We start from the raw sequence: 18287 nt of genomic DNA, 5'->3' as shown, positions 1-18287 counted from the left end.
TACTAGATCATTTACTTGCTAATTTTCAGACGGCATATGGGGTGCCTATCCCCGTTTGAAATGGCATAGACAGTCAAGGCAGCAGAAGTCTCTTCGTGCGCCTTTTCTGAATAATCCCCACGGTAGTTGTAGACCCATTCATCTTCCCAACGGTCAAAGTATGTAACTCCAGAGTGCTGAAACGCATCAAAACTCTCAAGCTCAAAGGAATACAGTTGCACACCTCCCCGACTCATTGATGTGGGCACTTTTGATACGTTCAGTATTTGGTCCGTTTTGGCATCAATGATTTTTTTACTTGAATCGACCACCATAATTGGGATCTTCCAACGTGGTGCTTGCGATGAACCGATGGATGTTCGCGGATCGTAGCCACACCGATCGACCTCTACCTTGAGGAGAGTCTCGGGAACTCCGTTGTTATTGATGTCGACGTCTGCCAACCACATGCGAAATCCGCCAAGCTCTTTGCGCTCTTTTATTTCCCTCAAGCTACGCACGAAATCTTCATCATTAGCTTGGTGAAGCTTCGAAAAGTAACCTTGCAAAGACGCACTGCTGACTATTCTGTAAGCTCCAACTGCAAGCTCCGGATATTCTTCCGGGCTCACCTCTTTCCAACTTGCAGCCATGAATTCTGGGGATTCATCTACAAAAGGTCTTTTGCACTGAGGCGGGCTATCAGACCATGTCAAAGACCCAAAATTTCCCAACGAGACTGTTCTTCGATAGTTCAAATGTGTGTCATTCTTTGATGCAATGATTTCTCTGATAACGTAATTCGCATAGGCTTCGCAGAGATTTTCATCTTTGGCGTAGACAGTAATGATTTGCTCTTGCGATTCCGCCCCCAAAATCTCGCCCTTTCGACTTCGATAAGCCATTTCGATACAAATCGAATCGACGCAGCCGTTACGCTCTTTGATCCATTGTTTTTGAGCTTGAAAAGTGGTGCGATTTGACTTTTTGCTCTTCAATGCTGTCGCATAAATGTCAGCAAGTTGCTCGTCAATTTTCGATAGCTTTTCATTTGAACAAATCAGCCTCTCCACCTTGCTCTGAGCTTTTGCACAATCAAAGCTTGCTGCCTGTACAGGAGAAGCCACGATCAGTGCCACCATCGCGCACAGCGTTACCCACGAACTAGCGCCTTTTTTGGTCTTGATGTTCATCTCTTGATCCTCTACTGAGGTGTTTTTTTAGTTGTGCTGGAACGTCAACGCTCTCTCAAGCTCTCACTCCCTGCCCTCTGCACCGGCGAAAGCAGATACTCAATCACTCGTCTCTTCCCTGTCTTGATCTCCGCTGTGATATTCATACCCGGGCTCAACGGGACGTGCTTACCGTCAATGTCCATGTCTTTCTGGCTCAGCGTCAGGATGGCCGGGTAATAGGACCCTTTCTTTTCATCCGTCACCGCGTCAGCGGTGACCACCTCCACCTTGGCCTCCACCGTGCCGTAGCGTGTGTAAGGGAAAGTCTCCAGCTTCACTGTGGCGGCCTGGCCGGCGTTCACAAAGCCGATGTCCTGGTTGGCCACGGTGATTTCTGCGGTGACGGTGGGGCTGTCGGGCACCACAATCATCAAGGGCTGGGCGCTGGTGACCACACCGCCTACGGAGTGGATGGCCAGCTGCTGCACGATGCCGTCCACAGGGGCGGTGAGCTGCGTCAAGCGCTCGCGCTGGCTGGCCTTGCTGTGGTCAGCACTGAACTGCTGGTGTTTGGTGGTGGCCTGAGCATTGCGGTCGTTGAGCTGGCGCACGGTCTCAGCACGGAAAGAGGCGCGAGCCTGTTCCGATTCGCGCAGCATGGCCTGGGCCTCTGCCAAGCGGGCTCGCTGGGTGGACAAATCGCGCTCCAGCTCGATGCGCTCACGCGTCTTGTCCTGCGTGGCATGGCCGGAGATGTAACCCTGGTCCACCAGACGCTTGAAGTCCGCCTCACGCGCCTGGGCCATGGGCACGGTGTCTTCGAGCTTGGCGATGGTGGCCTGCACCGTGGCCATCTCGGCCTGGCGGCGGGCGATTTCTGCATCCAGCTTGGCGAGCTTGGCGCGGATGTCTTGCCATTCACTTTGCAGCAGGCTGCGCGTGGCGTCATCGGCCCCTTTGGGCAGGCTAGGCGTTTGCCCCATGGCCAGGGTTCTGAGCAGGGCAGCGGTACGCTGCTCTTCGCTGATGGCCGCGTTGAGTTGCTCCTGCACGCTGGCCTTGTCTGCATTGGCCATGGTGGGGTCCAGCTCGACCAACACCTGGCCGGCGCGCACGCGGTCCCCATCCTTGACGAGCACGCTTTTCACAACGCTGGCTTCCAGCGGCTGGATGACCTTGGTGCGATCGCTCACGATGATGCGCCCCGGCGCCACGGCCACGATATCGATTTGGCCCACGATGGACCAGATAAGCACGAGCACAAACAGCACCATGATGGTCCAGGCCAGGCGACGCGGTGCCGGGTGCACCGGCGTTTCCTGCAGGCTCAGTGCGGCAGGCAAGAAGGCTGTTTCATCAGCTAGGCGCTGCGGGCCGGCCAGTTCGGCCCGGTGTTCCCAAGCGGCCTTGAAGACCGCCCTGTAGCGCACCCACAATTCAATCAGGGGGTGGCGCGGCATCGGTGCTGCGGTGTTCGTGCTCATGCGGCGCCTCCGGGCGCGGCCTGGCCACCTTGCATTTGCCAGAGGTGGGCGTAGAGGCCCTGCGGCTTGTTGATGAGTGCGTCGTGCGGGCCTGCCTCAACGATGCGGCCCTTCTCCAGCACGATGATGCGATTTGCGTGGCGCACGGCGCTCAGGCGGTGGGCGATGATGAGCACGGTACGGCCCTGGCAGATGCTGGCCATATTGCGCTGGATGATGGCCTCGCTCTCATAGTCCAGCGCGCTGGTGGCTTCGTCAAAGATCAGAATGCGCGGGTTGGCAAACAGGGCGCGGGCGATGGCGACGCGCTGGCGCTGCCCACCGCTCAGGCTGCCACCCTGCTCACCCACCAGGGTGTCGTAGCCTTCGGGCAGTTCGCTGATGAAGTCATGCGCGCCGGCCAGCTGGGCCACACGCACCACGGCGTCGATGGGAGCCGCCGGGTCGGTGATGGCAATGTTTTCTCGCACGCTGCGGTTGAACAGCAGGTTTTCCTGCAGCACCACACCCACCTGGCGGCGCAGCTGGGCCGCGTCGATCAGGCTGATGTCGATGCCGTCCACCATCAATCGGCCCTGCTCGGGTACGTAGAGGCGCTGCACCAGCTTGGTCAAGGTGCTCTTGCCCGAACCGGAACGGCCGACGATACCGATCACCTCGCCGGGGCGCACATCCAGGCTGACGCCGTTGAGCACGGGTGCAGCTTCGGGTCGGTAGCGGAAAGTGACGTTGTCCAGCGTGATGCGGCCTTTGACCGGTGGCAGCTGGGCCGCACTGGTAGGCGGCACTTCGGTGCGAGTGTTGAGAATGTCGCCCAGACGCGCGACCGAAATACCGGTCTGCTGGAAGTCCGTCCACAGCTGGGCCATGCGCATGATGGGCTGCGAGACACGGCCAGCGAACATATTGAAGGCCACGAACTGACCCACGGTGAGCTGGTTGTCCATCACCAGATGGGCGCCATACCAGAGCGTGGCGGCGTTGACCAACTTGCCAATGAGGTTGACGCCTTCGTGCGCCACGCTGGCCAGGTTCTGCGTCTTGAAGCTGGCCGAAACATAGGCCGCGAGCTGCTTGTCCCAGCGGCGGGCAAAGGCTGGCTCCAGCGCCGTGGCCTTGACGGTCTGGATGCCGGTGACTGTCTCCACCAGCATGGCTTGGTTCTCGGCGCTGCGAGCGAACTTGGTGTCCAGCCGCTTGCGCAGCACGGGCACTACAGCCAGGCTTAGGCCGAAATACAGCGGCAAGCTGACCAGCACGATGAGCGTGAGCGGCACGCTGTAGAACAGCATGACGGCGATGAAGACCACGGAGAAAAACACGTCCAGCACCACCGTCAAGGCATTGCCCGTCAGGAAGCTGCGGATGTTTTCCAGCTCGCGCACGCGGGCCACCGAATCCCCCACACGCCGCGCCTGGAAGTAGGCCAGGGGCAGGGCCATGAGGTGGCGGAACAGGCGCGCGCCCAACTCCACATCGATGCGGCTGGTCGTGTGGCTGAAGACATAGGCGCGCAGGGCGTTGAGTACGCTCTCGAAGATGACCACCCCCACCAGGCCGATGACCAACACGTCAAGCGTGGTCAGGCCGTGGTGTACCAGCACCTTGTCCATAACCACCTGGAAAAACAGGGGACTGACCAGCGCGAAGAGCTGCAGCATGAAGGAGATGAGCAACACCTCCCCCAGCAGCTTGCGGTGCTTGATGAGGCTGGGAATGAACCAGGAGAAATCGAACTTGGCCAGATCGCCGGCCATGCTGGCGCGGCTGGTGATGAGGATGAGCTCGCCGGTCCACTGACTGCTGAAGATTTCCAAGGGCTCAATGGTGGGGCGGTTGTTGCCCGCGCCTGCTGCGGGATCCTGCAACAACACGCGCTGGCCGTCGCATTGCGCCAGGATGACGACACGCAAAGCGCCATCGTCGGTGCGCATCAACGCGAGCGCTGGCAGTGGCGTGAGCGCCAGGCGTTCTACCTTGGTGCGGGAGTGTTTGGCTTTGAGACCCAGGTGCTGGGCAGCCTGCAGCAGGTCATGCAACTGAAACGGTTCCGTTCCGGAGAGGCCCAATTGATGGGCCAGTGTGGCCGGATCGGCCGCTACCTGATGCAGGCGGGCAATAGCGCAGAGTGCGGCAAGTGGAGGCAATGATCCGCGCGCTCCACTGGCCGGATCGGCCGCAGAAGTTTGCAGTTGCGGCTGCTCTGATGGCGCTTTGCTAGCCGCCGGTGCACTGGTATTGATGCTCACGCGTGTCCTCACCTGAAAGCCACCTGGATCGGTAGTTTTCCTCTTTCTGGGCAGCGTGAACGGTAGCTTGTATTTGGCGGCTGGCATATCCCCCAAACGGGGGATATGTCCTGACCTAGCCCATTCTTAGACGATTTCTTCCTTAAGGATTTATCGATGAATCAGGTCTGGCGGAATCTGATAGCTACATATTTAATAGCAAACTCAACATTCGAGCGCGGCGCCGAAACAACAGAATGCAATCCAAAATTGGATTGAGGGCGCTACTTCTGCAACGAGTCAAGCAATTGACCACTGCGAATACCGTGACGCCCTGAACGCGACATCAATGCCACAGGCAGAATGCGCAAGCTGATTCATACACCCCGTCAAATGGGGCAGCACGCCAATGCCAGATCAGCGCTGCGGCCGGCTGGGCCGGGTGCTCAGGCTCTGGGGCAGCAGCCCGTCGAACATGTCCGAGATCTCGTCAATGACCTGGTTAGCGGCCTGCTCGCCGGAATGCGCGGCCACCGCCATCAGCAGGTCCGGGCGCAGGAACCACAGCGTGGGCACATTGGACGCGCGCAGGATGCGACGTTCGACATGCGGGAAGTCTTCCCGCGTGTTGGTATCCAGACAATCCAGCATGGCCTGACGGATATCGTCGATCTGGTAGACCGCCTGGATGGAGTCCTGGCGCAGAGGATTGAACCTCTCCTGCATGGTGGAGAGGAATTCGGTAACGACTGTCAACATTCTTTTTTAGATATCAGCTAACCCAACGAAGCTGACATCCTAGACGGCCGTGTACGTATTTTTACTAGGGAATTGCTCTTGCGTAGAAACCCTGACCAGGCGGGTGCGGCCCGTGGCCAGGGTTCTGGGGCAGGCGCCACCGCATGAGCCGTGCCCCGGCTCGCGCGGACGACCTCACATCACTCAGCCTTGATGTTGTTGTCGGTTATGGCCTTGCCGTAACGGGCCAGCTGGTTCTGCACCAGGGCAGTCACCTGCTCTGGTGTCGTGCCATTGGGCTTGAGCCCCAGGCCGGCGTAGCGTTCCTTGACCATCGGGTCAGCCAGCGCCTTGACCACTTCACGTTGCAGACGCTCGACGATTTCCTTGGGCGTACCCTTGGGCGAGGTCAGCGCAAACCAGGTGCTGAAGTCGAAACCCTGGATGCCCTGCTCCTTGAGCGTCTGCGTCTGCGGGTATTCGGGATTGCGGGCGTCGGCCATCACGCCGATGAGGCGCAACTTACCGCCTTTTGCCAGCGCCGCCACGGTGGCGATGCCCTGGAAGGTTGCGTCAACCTGGTTACCGGCTACGCCCTGGGCGGCCTGGCTGGCATCCCGGTAAGGCACGTGCTTGAGCTCCACACCAGTGTGCGCCGCGAACAATGCACCGCCCAGATGCTGCGGGCTGCCGTTGCCGCCCGAGGCATACGTCACCATGCCCGGCGCGGCCTTGGCCGCGGCCACCAGCTCGGCTGCTGTCTTGTACTTCGAGTCGGTCGCCACGGAAATGCTGAACTCGATCGTCGCGACCTGCGAGATGTGGGCGAAGTCGGTCACCGGGTTGAAGGGCGTGTTCTTGTTGAGGTGGGGCACCATGGTCAGCACGCTGTCGTTGAACCCACCGATGGTGTAGCCATCCGGTGCAGCCTTGGCCAGCCGGTCAGAACCGATGATGCCCGCCGCGCCCGTGATGTTCTCGACGACGATGGCCTGCCCCATGTTCTCCGACATCTTCTGCGCCAACAGCCGTGCTGCCACGTCCACCGCACTGCCTGCACCCAGGGGCACGATCATGCGGATCGGTCGGTTCGGATAAGTGCCTTGCGCCTGAACAGAGGTGGCCAGGGCCAGGCCGGCCAGGGTGATCGCGAGGCGTCGCGTGCAAGTGGCGAGTGTGTTGAGCTTCATCTTGTCTCCTGTGGGGTGATGTATAGGTATAGGCTGCAGACGCTCAGACCGTGAGCCCCAGCACGCGGATCGCGTTTTCGCCCAGGATGGCCAGGCGGTCTTCGTCGCTGAGTTCGGGGGTGGCCATCACATGGCCCACCGGGTCCTCCACCCAGGGGATGGGGTGGTCGGTACCGATCATGATCTGCCCCGCACCGACCTCGGCCGCGAGGTGGCGCAGCGCCTCGCCCGTGAAGACCAGCGAATCAAAATAGATCTGGCGGATGTACTCCGTGGGCTTCTTCTTGAGCACGATGTCGGGGTTGCAGTTCTGCGGCGAGACAAAACAACTGCGGTCCATGCGCGGCGCGTAGGAGCCGAGGAAACCGCCCCCGTGGGCGCCCAGCACCTTGAGCTCGGGGTATTTGTCGAACACGCCTTCGAAGATCAGCTTCTGTAGCGCGATGGTGGTGTCCAGCGGATTGCCGATGACGTTGGACAACCAGCCGTTGCCCTTGAGGCGGGCCGCCAGTTCGGGCGTGCTCTGCGGGTGGATGAAGAGCATCACACCCAGCTCCTGCGCCTTGGCCAGCACGGGGTGGTAGACCGGGTTGGCGAAGTCGTCACCCGCCACGCTACCGCCGATGGCCGCGCCCTTGAGTCCGTATTTCTTCGCCGCTTCTTCCAGCATCTGCACGGCGAGCTCGGGGAACTGCATGGGCAGGGAGGCGAAGGCGGCCAGGCGCTTGGGGTGGTTCGCGCACAGTTCGGCAAAACTCTCGTTATGCACCCGGCAGATGGCCTCGGCGGTCTCACGATCTTTTTTGTACCAGAAGGGGTTGATGCTGAGCACCTGCAGGTCGATGCCCATGGCGTCCATGGCAGCGAAGCGCGCGCTGAGTTGCTGGTCCACCTGCAGAAAATGCTCGGGCACACCCTTGACGGGCGGCAACACACCCTTGGCCTCGGCACCCATGAGGTCCAGGCCAGCCTGGAAGTAGCAGTGCGCGTGCGCGTCCACCGTACGTGCGCGCTTGCCGCGGATGATCACCGGCGCGCGGCCTGTGGCCGTGCTGCCACCACCGCCGGGCACGATGGGCAGGCCTGCACAGCTGCAGAACCAGAAGCCGTTGCAACCTTGGGCGTGGGTTTGGGGGGAGAGCCAGTTCTTGAGCATGGATAGGGTTCAGGTTTTTGAATTCATTTGGGCCGCCGCGCGCTCGATGGCGCGCAGCATGCGCGTCTGGGCACCGCAGCGGCACAGGTGTTTTTCCAGGCCTTGCACGATCTCGTCGCGACTGGGCTGGGGCTTGCGGGCCACGAGCGCGCAGGCCGAGGTGATGATGCCGGCCACGCAGTAACCGCATTGGGCGGCGCGCTCTTCGATGAAGGCCGTCTGCACCGGGTGCGGATGGGCCGGCGTGCCCAGGCCTTCGAGTGTGGTCACCTGCCGCCCCTGGATGGACCAGACCGGCAGATTGCAGGAAGTCTGCGGCTGGCCATCCACCAGCACCATGCAGGCACCGCACTCGCCCTGGCCGCAGCCGAATTTGGGGCCGCTCAGATTCAACTCGTCGCGCAGCACCGAGAGCAAGGTCGCCTTCTCGTCGCCGTCAAAGTGCAGGAGCTGCTGGTTGACGTGGAACATGGTTTGTTTTTCTTTGCTCATGCGGCCTCCGCGGCGTGGACGGCACGCAGCAGCGTGTCAGGGCTCAGGGGCAACTCGCGCACGCGCACGCCCAGCGCGTCGTACACGGCATTGGCCAGCGCAGCAGCCACCGGGCCCTGGGCCGCCTCGCCAGCGCCCACAGGCGGTTCTTCGGGCCGGTCGATCACGTGCACGCGCACCTCGGGCACCTCGCTGAAACGCAGCACCGGGTAGGTCAGCCATTCATTGCTGGTGATGCTCTCGCGGTCAAAGGTGACCTGCTCCTTGGTCGTCCAGCTCACGCTCTGCACGGCCCCGCCTTCGATCTGGTTGATGACGCCATCAAGGTCCACCACCATGCCCACATCGACCGCGAGGTCGAGGTTGAGCACACGCACCTGCTCGTCCACCTGAACCCGTGCGATGACAGCACACCAGGCACCCGTGTTCTTGTAACGGGCCCAGGCCAGGCCGTGGCCGATGCCCTCGGGCTCCTGCTTGCGCTGGCCCCACCAGGCGGAGCGCTGCACCACCGTGTCCAGCACGGCCAGGGCGCGCGGATCTTCGAGATGGCGCTTGCGGAAGGCCAGCGGATCGACCCCTGCCTGCAAGGCCAGTTCGTCCATGAAGGACTCGATGGCGAACACATTCGCGTAAGCCCCGAGGGCCCGGATGGCCGAGGTGCGCAGGGGCATGACGGTCAGGCGGTTATGGATGACCTGGAGATTGGGCAGCACATAGGCCGGCACGGCGTTGCGCTCGGCGCCACCACCAGCCGCCAGCGGCGGGTTGATGGGCAGGGGCAGGGCCGTGGCCTCGGCGCGCTCACTGGCGGCCAGCAGGGCCGGCAGGGCGGCACGGCCCGGGCGTGAGCTGTAGCCGTTGGCCCAAAGTTCGTGCTGCCAGTGGCTCAGACGACCCGTGCTGTCCAGCCGGGCCCGCAGAGCCACCCGGTGCGCGGAACCCAACGGGCTGTGGCTGAGCTCGTCCGCGCGCGACCACAACACACGCACGGGCTGGCCGGGGCAACGCAGGGCCATCAACACGGCATCAAAGGCCACGTCGTCGGCACCGTTGTGGCCATAACAGCCCGAGCCCTCGACATGGTGGATCACGATGTTTTCTTTGGCCACGGGCGTGGCTTCGCGCACCAGCGCCTTGACCAGATCGTCGCGCAGGTTGTGGATGCCCTGACTGTGCGTCCAGACCTCCAGTCGTTGGCCGTCCCACAACGCCAGGGCGCAGGAGGTACCGATGGAGGCGTGCGCCAGATAGGGCTTGAGGTAGACCGCGCTGTGCTGCAGGCCGTCGGCGGGCCACGCTGTTTCTCCACGCTCCGCCGTGGTCGTGGTCTCGTGTGGCGCCGAGGTCAGGAAACCGTGCAGGTCCTGCGCATCGGGCAGGGGTGTGCCCGCCTTCCATGTGATCTTGCCGGCCAGGCGCGCGGCTGCCGTCTCGGCCTCACGCTCGCTGGCCGCAACGATGGCGATGAAACGCCCGTCGACCCAGCAGCGCACACCCGTCGGCAATGCGGCGATGTCTGGCGCCGGATCACAGGCCAGCGTGGCATCCAGGGTAGGCGGCCGCAACACACGGCCGTGCTGCATGCCGGGCAGGCGCAGGTCCTGGATGAAGCGGGCCTTGCCGAACACCTTGTCCGCCAGATCGATGCGCTCAGGGTGGGCCCGCCCCATCAGACGGCGCTCGGCCACCGCCTTGGGCCGTGCCGTCCCCGGGCTCTCGATGTCAAGATCGACACCTTTCATCAAGGTCGCGTAGTCGCCCAGATCCTGCCCAGAAGAGGAGCGAAAACGTCCCTCCAGCACCGTGATCGTGCCGGCGCTCTCACCGGTCAAGGCCGTCGCACGCTGCAGGGCCATCGCGCGCACCTCGGCACAGGCCTGGCGCAACGCGCCCCCGCTGTCCTGCACGGACAGGCTGCCCGAGGTCATGCCCTCGTCCGGCCCGTAAGCGGTGCTGGCACTGTGGATGCGCACGGTGTCCAGCGGCACGTCCAGCTCTTCGGCCACGATGAGCATCAAGGCCGTGAGAATGCCCTGCCCCAGTTCGACCTTGCCTGTGCGCACATGCACCCGGCCCGGTTCATCGAAACCCAGCCACTGCGCAAGACGGCGGTTGGTGTGCAGGCTGCCGGGCAGTTGGGGACGACCGTCCTTGCGGTCGATCACAAAACCGCGGGGCTGGGTGGGGGTGGAGATGTCAGGCATGGTGATGAAAAGACGCGCGGCCCACGCCCCAGTGGCCTGGACGTTTGAAGTGGAGCAATGCCTGTTTGCTATCTGTGGCCATCGTTCGTGTAGAGGGGGTTCTGCGGCAGTGCGTTCTCTGAGTTTAGAAACGGAAGCGCCCTGGGTCCAATGCCGATTACGTCCCATTCCATATCATCATGCGATGGATGAGTGCCCGGGTAAACCCGCATGGAATGCCAGGCGCAGTGCAGTCGGGCACGGCACCCACTTGAGGCGCACGGATAATTCCCGCATGAGCGCAGACCACCTCGAACAAGCGAAGGCCGCATTCCTGCAAGGCCTGCAAACCCTGGAAGCCGGCGACTGGCAGACGGCCGAAAGCCATTTCGAACGGGCGCTGGAACTCGCCCCAGGACGGATCTCGGTGATGCAGAACCTGGGCATCACCCGCGTCCGACTCCAGCGCTATGCCGAGGCAGAACCTTTGCTGCGCGCAGCATTGGCAGCCGAACCGGATCAGGCGGGTGGCTGGTTGGCCCTGGCCGAGGCGCAACTGGCGCTCTCGCACCTTGAAGCCGCGGTGCACAGTTTCGAGCGTGGTTTTGCCCTGGGCGCAGCGTCCGCCACCCTGCACGCCCAGCACGCGCAGAGCCTGGCACGGCTGGGCCGTATCCCCGAGGCCATGCAGGCCTACCAGGAGGCCCTCCAACGCGACCCGAACCATACGGCCACGCTCACCGAACTGGGCGGCCTGTACCGCGAAGCAGGTCAGTTCAAACCGGCGGCGGCCTGCTTCCAGCGCGCACTGGACAGCGGCGGCGACCCCGACATCCTGGGCTATTTCCTGGCCGCCGTGACGCACGGGAGTGGTGTTTCAACGCCGCCGCAGCAATACGTCAGGCAACTGTTTGACGACTACGCCGATGAATTCGACGCGCATCTGGTCAAGCAGCTGCGCTACCAGGCTCACCAATTGCTGATCGCTCGCCTGCCGTCTGAAGCAGGCCCCCGTTTCCCCCGTGTGCTGGACCTGGGTTGCGGCACCGGCCTGTGCGGCGCCCACGTGCGTGCACGCGTGGACCATCTGACCGGCGTGGACATCGCGCCCGCCATGGTGGCCAAGGCCAGACAGCGCGCGGTGTACGACGCACTGCACGTCGCCGACATCCACGACTTCCTGGCGACCGCGCAAGAACCCTATGACCTGGTGCTGGCGGCCGATGTCTTCATCTATGTGGGGGCTCTGGAGCAGGCCTTCGGCCTGCTGGCTCAGCGCATGCGCGCCGGCAGCTGGCTGGCCTTCACCGTGGAGGATGCGGCGCCAGGACAGTCCGTGCAACTGCTGCCCAGCCTGCGCTACGCGCACTCACCCAGCTACCTGCAGGAACTCGCCCGGCAACATGGCTACGACATGCTGAGCAGTCACGAAGAAGCCATACGCTTCGACCAGCAACGCCCGGTGAACGGGCGCTATGTTTACCTGAGACGGCGCTGACGCGTTGCGGTCATTCGACCGTCACGCTCTTGGCGAGATTTCGTGGCTTGTCCACGTCCGTCCCCCGCGCGCAGGCCGTGTGATACGCCAGCAGTTGCAGGGGGACCACGTGCAGCAGCGGTGACAGCGCGCCATAGTGCTCGGGCATGCGGATCACATGCAGGCCTTCGCCGCTTTCGATGCGGGTGTCGGCATCGGCCAGCACGTAGAGCACACCGCCACGGGCGCGCACCTCGTGCAGATTGCTCTTGAGCTTTTCCAGCAGCGCGTCGTTGGGCGCCACCGTCACCACGGGCATGGCGCTGGTCACCAGGGCCAGAGGGCCGTGCTTGAGTTCGCCGGCCGGATAAGCCTCGGCATGGATGTAGCTGATCTCCTTGAGCTTGAGCGCGCCCTCAAGCGCAATAGGGTAGTGCAGGCCACGGCCCAGGAAAAGCGCGTTTTCCATGCGGGCGAAGTCCTCGGCCCAGCTCATCACCTGCGGCTCCAGCGCCAGCACAGCCTGCAGGGCCACGGGCAGGTGACGCATGGCCTTGAGGTGCTGCGCCTCCTGTTCGTCGCTCAGGTGCCCGCGCACCTGGGCCAGGGCCAGCGTGAGCAGAAAGAGACCGGCCAGCTGGGTGGTGAAGGCCTTGGTGGATGCCACGCCGATCTCCACGCCCGCGCGGGTGATGTAGGCGAGCTTGCACTCACGCACCATGGCGCTGGTGCCCACATTGCAGATAGTCAGCGTCTGCTGCATGCCCAGGCTCTGGGCGTGGCGCAGCGCGGCCAGGGTATCGGCCGTTTCACCTGACTGGGTGATGGTGACCACCAGGGTCTTGGGGTTGGGCACCGAGTCGCGGTAGCGGTACTCGCTGGCCACTTCCACCTGGGTGGGAATCTTGGCGATGCTCTCCAGCCAGTACTTGGCAGCGCAGCCACTGTAGTAACTGGTGCCGCAGGCCAGGATGAGCACGTTGTCGATATCCTTGAAGACCCGGTAGGCACCATCGCCGAACAACTCGGGCACGATACCTTCCACGCCCTCGAGCGTGTCGGCAATGGCGCGCGGCTGCTCGAAGATCTCCTTCTGCATGTAGTGGCGGTAGGGGCCGAGTTCGGCCGCGCCGCTGTGGGCTTGCACGGTCTTCACGACGCGCTGCGCGGGTTTGTGGTCGCGGCCCACCACCCAGAACTTGCCCAGCTGCAGGTCCACCACGTCGCCCTCTTCGAGGTAGACGATCTGGTCGGTCACGCCGGCCAGAGCCATGGCATCGCTGGCCAGGTAGTGGCTACCGTCAGCCCCCACCCCCAGGATCAGCGGCGAGCCGGCACGCGCACCCACCACGCGGTGCGGCTCGTCCTTGTGGAAAACGGCGATGGCGTAGGCGCCGTGCAGCTGTTTCGTCGCTGCCTTCACAGCCTCGAACAGGTCACCTTCGTAGATGGAGTCGACCAGGTGGGCAATGACCTCGGTATCGGTCTGGCTGACGAAGACGTAGCCCTTCTTCTGCAGGGCGGCGCGCAACTCGTCATGGTTTTCGATGATGCCGTTGTGCACCAGGGCCACGCGCGCCGCGCGTTGAGCGCTATCGGCGCCCGGACCCTGGCTGAAGTGCGGGTGGGCGTTGTGCACGGCGGGGGCGCCGTGCGTGGCCCAACGCGTATGGGCGATGCCGGTGTAGCCGGTCACCTTGTCCCGCGTCACCTGCTCGGCCAGTTCGGCCACGCGCGAAGTGCTGCGCGCGCGCTGCAAGCCGCCGGCGGCATGCACGGCCACGCCGCAGGAGTCATAACCACGGTACTCCAGCCTTTGCAGGCCCTGCACCAGCACGGGGACGATGTTGTGTTGGGAAACGGCGCCGACGATGCCACACATAAGCGTTCACTCCTGAATTCGATGCCACGATGGTAGAAGGCCAGAAGAAAAATAACTGATTGATTTTTGATACTTTATGAACTTAAATTTCATAAATCACATGACAAGACTGAATATTTCAAAAATAATCTGCAAATGGAACAATTCACCACAGATGCCGTAGATCTGCTCCTGCTCGACGCCTTGCAAAAAGACGCTGCCCTGAGCAACCAGGACCTGGCCGCGCTGGCACATGTCTCGCCTCCCACCTGCCTGCGCCGTGTCAAGCGGCTCAAGGAAGTGGGCCTGATCGAAAAGCAGGTAGCGCTGCTCAGCATGGACAAGCTCGCGCCTCTGCTAGGCCACGGCTTGCAAGCCATCGTGGAGATCACTCTGGAGCGTCAGGGGGAGGAGGCGCAGACGGCTTTCGAGTTGCGCGTGGCGACCGACGAGGCCGTGCAGCAGTGTTACCGCGTTTCGCCCGGGCCGGATTTCGTGCTGGTCGTACAGGCGCTGGACATGCCGGACTACCTGGCGCTGGCGCAGCGCCTCTTCACCAGCGATGCCAATGTGCGCAACGTCAAGGCCTTCTTCAGCGTGAAGCGCAGCAAGTTCGGCACGCGTGTGCCGCTCAGGCGGCACGCAGCAGGGTAAAGCTCACGCGGCAACCGGCATCGGGGGCACCCTCGGCCCGGATGCCGCCGCCATGGCGCTCGACAATCTTGCGCGAAAGGGCCAGGCCCAGCCCCAACCCCTCGAACTGGCTGCTGCCGTGCAGGCGCTGGAAGACGTGGAAGAGCTTGTGCTGGCGCACCGGGTCGAAGCCCACGCCGTTGTCCTCCACGGTATAGGTCACCCAGCCTTCAGGCGCCAGTTCGGCCTGGACGGAAATCTCCGCCACCGCGCGACCGCGCGTGAACTTGAGCGCATTCGAGAGCAGGTGCACGAACAGCTGGCGCAGCAGCGCCGGGTCCCCGAAGAGCACCGGCAGGTCCTGCTGTATGCGCCATTCGATCCGGCGTCCCGCACACAACTCGCCCAGCTGGGCCTGCGCCTCGGCAATCAGCGCACCGGCGTCCAGCTCCCGCACCTGCAGCTCGGTGCGGTCCAGCAGGCTCCAGGCCATGAGCCCGTCGATCTGCTGCCCAAGCGTGCGGGATGCACTGTGGATGGTCTCCAGGTAGGTGAGCGCCTCGCCCGGCAGCGCTGGGCCGACCTCCTCGCGCAGCAGGGATGCGTAGGACATGATGTGGCGCAGGCTGGCCCGCAGATCGTGCGAAACCGCGTAGGCAAAGTCGCCCAGCGCCGTGCGGGCCGCATGCAACTCGAGCTGCAGCCGCTCGATCTCCTGCTCGGGCGTGGGCACGCTCATTGTTTTTTCTTCTCGGGCCGTTTCCAGTTGCTCAGGCTCACCTGCTTGGCCCGCGCCACGGTCAGCGTGCCGGGCGCAGTGTCCTTGGTGATGGTGGAGCCCCCGCCCACGGTGCCGCCGGCGCCGATGGTGACAGGCGCGATCAGCACGCAGTTGCTGCCGATGTGCACGTCGGCCTCGATCACCGTGGTGTGTTTGTTGGCACCGTCGTAGTTGGCCGTGATGCTGCCGGCGCCGTAGTTCACGCGCTCGCCCACCCTGGAGTCGCCGATGTAGGCCAGGTGGTTGGCCTTGGCGCCCTTGGCCAGGGTGGCCGCCTTGATCTCCACGAAGTTGCCGATGTGCACCTCTTCACCCAGTTTGGCGCCGGGCCGCAGGCGGGCATAGGGGCCGATCAGGGCACCGGCACCGACCTCGATGCGATCCTTTTCGCTGTAGCCGCCCTCGATGTGCGTATAGGGGTGGATCACCGCGCCCGCGGCAATGCGTGCGTTGCTGATCGTGCAATGCGCACCGACGCGCACGCCCTCGCCCAGCTCCACACGGCCGGCAAAGATGCAGCCGATGTCGATCTCCACGTCCTGCGCGCAGAGCAGCTCGCCGCGGACATCGAAACGCGCCGGGTCAGCCAGGCGCACGCCCTGCTCCATGAGACTGCGCGCGGCGCGCTGCTGATAGGCCCGCTCCAGCTCGGCCAGCTGTACGGGACTGTTGATGCCTGCCACCTGCAGCGCGTCGGTGATCCTGTGCGCCACCACGGGCACGCCTTCAGCCACGGCGAACTTGACCACATCGGTCAGGTAGTACTCACCCTGGGCATTCTTGTTGTCCAGCCGGCCCAGCCAGGGCTTGAGCAGGCGGGCTGGCACGGCCATGATGCCGCTGTAGATTTCCTTGGTCTGGCGCTGGGCCTCGGTGGCGTCCTTGTGCTCCACGATGGCCAGGACGGTGCCGGCGGCATCCCGCATGATGCGGCCGTACCCCGTCGGGTCGTCGAAGGCGATGGTCAGCAGGGCCAGCTTGTCGCCGCCGCATGCGTCGATCAGCGCACCCAACGTCGGACCTTCGGTCAGGGGCACGTCGCCCGAGAGCACGACCACGATGCCGTCGTCCGGCAGGGCGGGCACCGCCTGCTGCACGGCGTGACCGGTGCCCAGCTGCGGCTCCTGGCGCACGAACTGCAGCATGCCGCCGCCCGTGTGCACCACGCCGGCCTCGACCTCGGCCGCGCCGTGGCCGGTGATGACGACCACGCGCCGGGCCTCCAGCCCCACAGCGGTGTCGACCACATGCTGCAACAATGCACGACCGGCCAAACGGTGCAAGACTTTGGGCAGCCTGCTTTTCATGCGTGTGCCCTTGCCCGCCGCCATGATGACCACATCCACTGCCTGTCCGTTCTGCTTCATGCGCCTGCCCACTGTGATGTTGAGTTTCCTGCCCCGCATTATCAGCGGGCTGCTGCTGCTCATGTTGGCGGGCTGCAGCGCCGTGCAGACCGGCTACAACAACGCCCCCACCCTGCTCTACTGGTGGCTGGACGGTTACATCGATTTCGAGGACGCCCAGGACCGCCCGGTGCGCGACAGCCTGGAGGCCCTGCACAACTGGCACCGGCGCCAGGAACTGCCGGCCTATGCCGAGCTGCTCCAGCGCCTGCAGCGGCAAGCCCTCGAGGCCGTCACGCCCGAGCAGGTCTGCAACCACCTGGCCCAGGCCCGCGTGCACTTGCAGCGCCTGGGCGATCAAAGCGCCGAAGGCCTGGCCCGCCTGGCCCCCACGCTGCAGGCCGGGCAGCTGCGCCACCTGGCCAGGCAATTCGAGAAACACAACCAGAAATGGCGCGGCGAATGGCTGGACGGCACGCCCGCGGAGCTGCAGGAACGCCGACTGGAACGCACCGTGGACCGCTACGAGGATTTCTACGGCCGCCTGAGCGAGGCGCAGAAGACGCTGCTGCGCCAGCGCATCGCCGCCTCCAGCTTCGACGCGCGCCTGGCCTGGACCGAACGACTGCGCCGCCAGCAGGACATACTGGGTGCACTGCAGGAACACCGCAACGGCGACCGCCCCGCCCACGTGAAGGCCGAGATGCTGGCCCTGGTGCGACGCAGTCTGGAGCCGCCCGAACCTGCTGCACGGGCCCAGTTCGAGTCCCTGCTGCAGGAAGGCTGCCAGACCATCGCCGCCCTGCACAACAGCGCGAGCACGGCGCAACGGCGCCGGCTGGCTGAACGGCTGCAAGGCTACGAGGCCGACCTGCAGGCCCTGATCGCGTCGCGCTGAAATGCTGGCCGCTGCAGGGCGGCTCTGCGAGAATGGCCTGAACCCCTTCCGACTGGAGATACGCCATGCACCGCTTCCTCCCCGCCCTGGCGCGCGCTGTCCTGCTGACCGGCTTGCTGCTGGCCGGCACGGGCCAGGCGGCGGCGCCGTTGTCCGAACTCAAGCTCTTCAAGTCCACCCCCATGGGCCAGGGGCTGTGGCGCATGGAGCTGGTCTCCAGCGACGATCCGCAGATGGCCATGGGCGCGGCCGCCATGGGCCAGGCCGGCATCTGCATGGACGTGAGCAAGCAGATCAACAAGAGCAGCCAGGCGGAAGACCCCCAGTGCACGCCCAAGGTCCTGCGCAACACCGACAGCGAGGCCGAGATCGAGGTCAGCTGCAAGGACGGCGCCAGCTCCCGCATGCTCATGACCCGCGAAAGCGACAAGAGCTACCTGATGGACACCACCCTGAACAAGGACGGCAGGCCGCGCAACTTCAAGGTTCGCTACACCCACGCTGGCGCCTGCAAGGGCGACGCCATGGTGCAGTTCGACAAGAACAGCCCCATGTGCAGGATGGACCCGGCCAGGATGCTGGGCCGTTGCGCCAGCCTGCCCGAGGGGGCACGCGCGCAATGCGAGCAGCAGATCAAGGGCCTGGCCGCCGCCTGCCAGTAGA

At 63.9% G+C, this 18287-nt stretch carries 15 protein-coding genes; 4 read left to right on the top strand and 11 right to left on the bottom strand.

Annotation, left to right across the window (positions count from 1 at the left end; genetic code table 11):
* Positions 1-11: 11 nt before the first annotated feature.
* The 8 genes from AC07NT_RS01040 to AC07NT_RS01005 all read right to left on the bottom strand — a co-directional run bounded on the left by AC07NT_RS01040 (position 12) and on the right by AC07NT_RS01005 (position 10649).
* Positions 12-1172, bottom strand: coding sequence for a lysozyme inhibitor LprI family protein (locus AC07NT_RS01040; protein WP_498598284.1), 1161 nt, complete (start codon positions 1170-1172; stop codon positions 12-14).
* A 44-nt stretch (positions 1173-1216) separates the two neighbouring features.
* The gene (locus tag AC07NT_RS01035; RefSeq protein WP_498598285.1) at positions 1217-2638 is read right to left on the bottom strand and encodes an HlyD family type I secretion periplasmic adaptor subunit; all 1422 of its coding nucleotides are present in this window, start codon (positions 2636-2638) and stop codon (positions 1217-1219) included.
* Positions 2635-4830 carry a type I secretion system permease/ATPase gene (locus tag AC07NT_RS01030; protein ID WP_498598518.1) on the bottom strand — a complete coding sequence of 732 codons (2196 nt, stop codon included), beginning with the start codon at positions 4828-4830 and terminating at the stop codon, positions 2635-2637. Before AC07NT_RS01030 ends, AC07NT_RS01035 begins: the two co-directional genes overlap by 4 nt.
* A gap of 453 nt (positions 4831-5283) precedes the next feature.
* On the bottom strand, positions 5284-5625 hold the full coding sequence (locus tag AC07NT_RS01025; RefSeq protein WP_498598286.1) for a hypothetical protein: 342 nt from the start codon (positions 5623-5625) through the stop codon (positions 5284-5286).
* A 179-nt stretch (positions 5626-5804) separates the two neighbouring features.
* Positions 5805-6794, bottom strand: coding sequence for a Bug family tripartite tricarboxylate transporter substrate binding protein (locus tag AC07NT_RS01020; protein WP_498598287.1), 990 nt, complete (start codon positions 6792-6794; stop codon positions 5805-5807).
* A gap of 43 nt (positions 6795-6837) precedes the next feature.
* Positions 6838-7950 carry an amidohydrolase family protein gene (locus AC07NT_RS01015; RefSeq protein ID WP_498598288.1) on the bottom strand — a complete coding sequence of 371 codons (1113 nt, stop codon included), beginning with the start codon at positions 7948-7950 and terminating at the stop codon, positions 6838-6840.
* Positions 7951-7959: 9 nt separating this feature from the next.
* Entirely contained in the window at positions 7960-8442 is a 483-nt protein-coding gene (locus tag AC07NT_RS01010) for a (2Fe-2S)-binding protein (protein WP_498598289.1), read from the bottom strand.
* The gene (locus AC07NT_RS01005) at positions 8439-10649 is read right to left on the bottom strand and encodes a xanthine dehydrogenase family protein molybdopterin-binding subunit (protein WP_498598290.1); all 2211 of its coding nucleotides are present in this window, start codon (positions 10647-10649) and stop codon (positions 8439-8441) included. Before AC07NT_RS01005 ends, AC07NT_RS01010 begins: the two co-directional genes overlap by 4 nt.
* Positions 10650-10923: 274 nt before the next feature.
* Here AC07NT_RS01005 and AC07NT_RS01000 point away from each other — a divergent pair, with 274 nt between their 5' ends.
* Positions 10924-12126, top strand: coding sequence for a tetratricopeptide repeat protein (locus tag AC07NT_RS01000; protein WP_498598291.1), 1203 nt, complete (start codon positions 10924-10926; stop codon positions 12124-12126).
* 10 nt (positions 12127-12136) lie between these two features.
* Here the strand turns inward: AC07NT_RS01000 and glmS are convergent, their stop codons facing one another.
* A complete protein-coding gene (gene glmS, locus AC07NT_RS00995; protein ID WP_498598292.1) occupies positions 12137-13987 on the bottom strand; it encodes a glutamine--fructose-6-phosphate transaminase (isomerizing) in 1851 nt (616 codons plus the stop codon).
* 135 nt (positions 13988-14122) lie between these two features.
* On the opposite strand from glmS, the gene AC07NT_RS00990 reads away from it, so the two are divergent.
* Complete coding sequence (locus AC07NT_RS00990; protein WP_498598293.1) at positions 14123-14620, top strand: Lrp/AsnC family transcriptional regulator; 498 nt, start codon at positions 14123-14125, stop codon at positions 14618-14620.
* On the opposite strand, the gene AC07NT_RS00985 is transcribed toward AC07NT_RS00990, so the two are convergent.
* On the bottom strand, positions 14598-15338 hold the full coding sequence (locus AC07NT_RS00985) for a sensor histidine kinase (RefSeq protein WP_498598294.1): 741 nt from the start codon (positions 15336-15338) through the stop codon (positions 14598-14600). The two genes, AC07NT_RS00990 and AC07NT_RS00985, sit on opposite strands and share 23 nt — an antisense overlap.
* Positions 15335-16747, bottom strand: a complete 1413-nt coding sequence (glmU, locus tag AC07NT_RS00980) for a bifunctional UDP-N-acetylglucosamine diphosphorylase/glucosamine-1-phosphate N-acetyltransferase GlmU (protein WP_498598295.1) — start codon at positions 16745-16747, stop codon at positions 15335-15337. Before glmU ends, AC07NT_RS00985 begins: the two co-directional genes overlap by 4 nt.
* Between glmU and AC07NT_RS00975 the strand changes: the two genes are divergently transcribed.
* Positions 16746-17624, top strand: a complete 879-nt coding sequence (locus AC07NT_RS00975) for a DUF6279 family lipoprotein (protein ID WP_498598296.1) — start codon at positions 16746-16748, stop codon at positions 17622-17624. The two genes, glmU and AC07NT_RS00975, sit on opposite strands and share 2 nt — an antisense overlap.
* A gap of 65 nt (positions 17625-17689) precedes the next feature.
* A complete protein-coding gene (locus AC07NT_RS00970) occupies positions 17690-18286 on the top strand; it encodes a DUF3617 family protein (protein WP_498598297.1) in 597 nt (198 codons plus the stop codon).
* Position 18287 lies beyond the last annotated feature (1 nt).

Source organism: Hylemonella sp. GW821-FHT10B10, from assembly GCF_059415585.1.
This window is presented reverse-complemented; position numbering and strand designations above follow the sequence as displayed.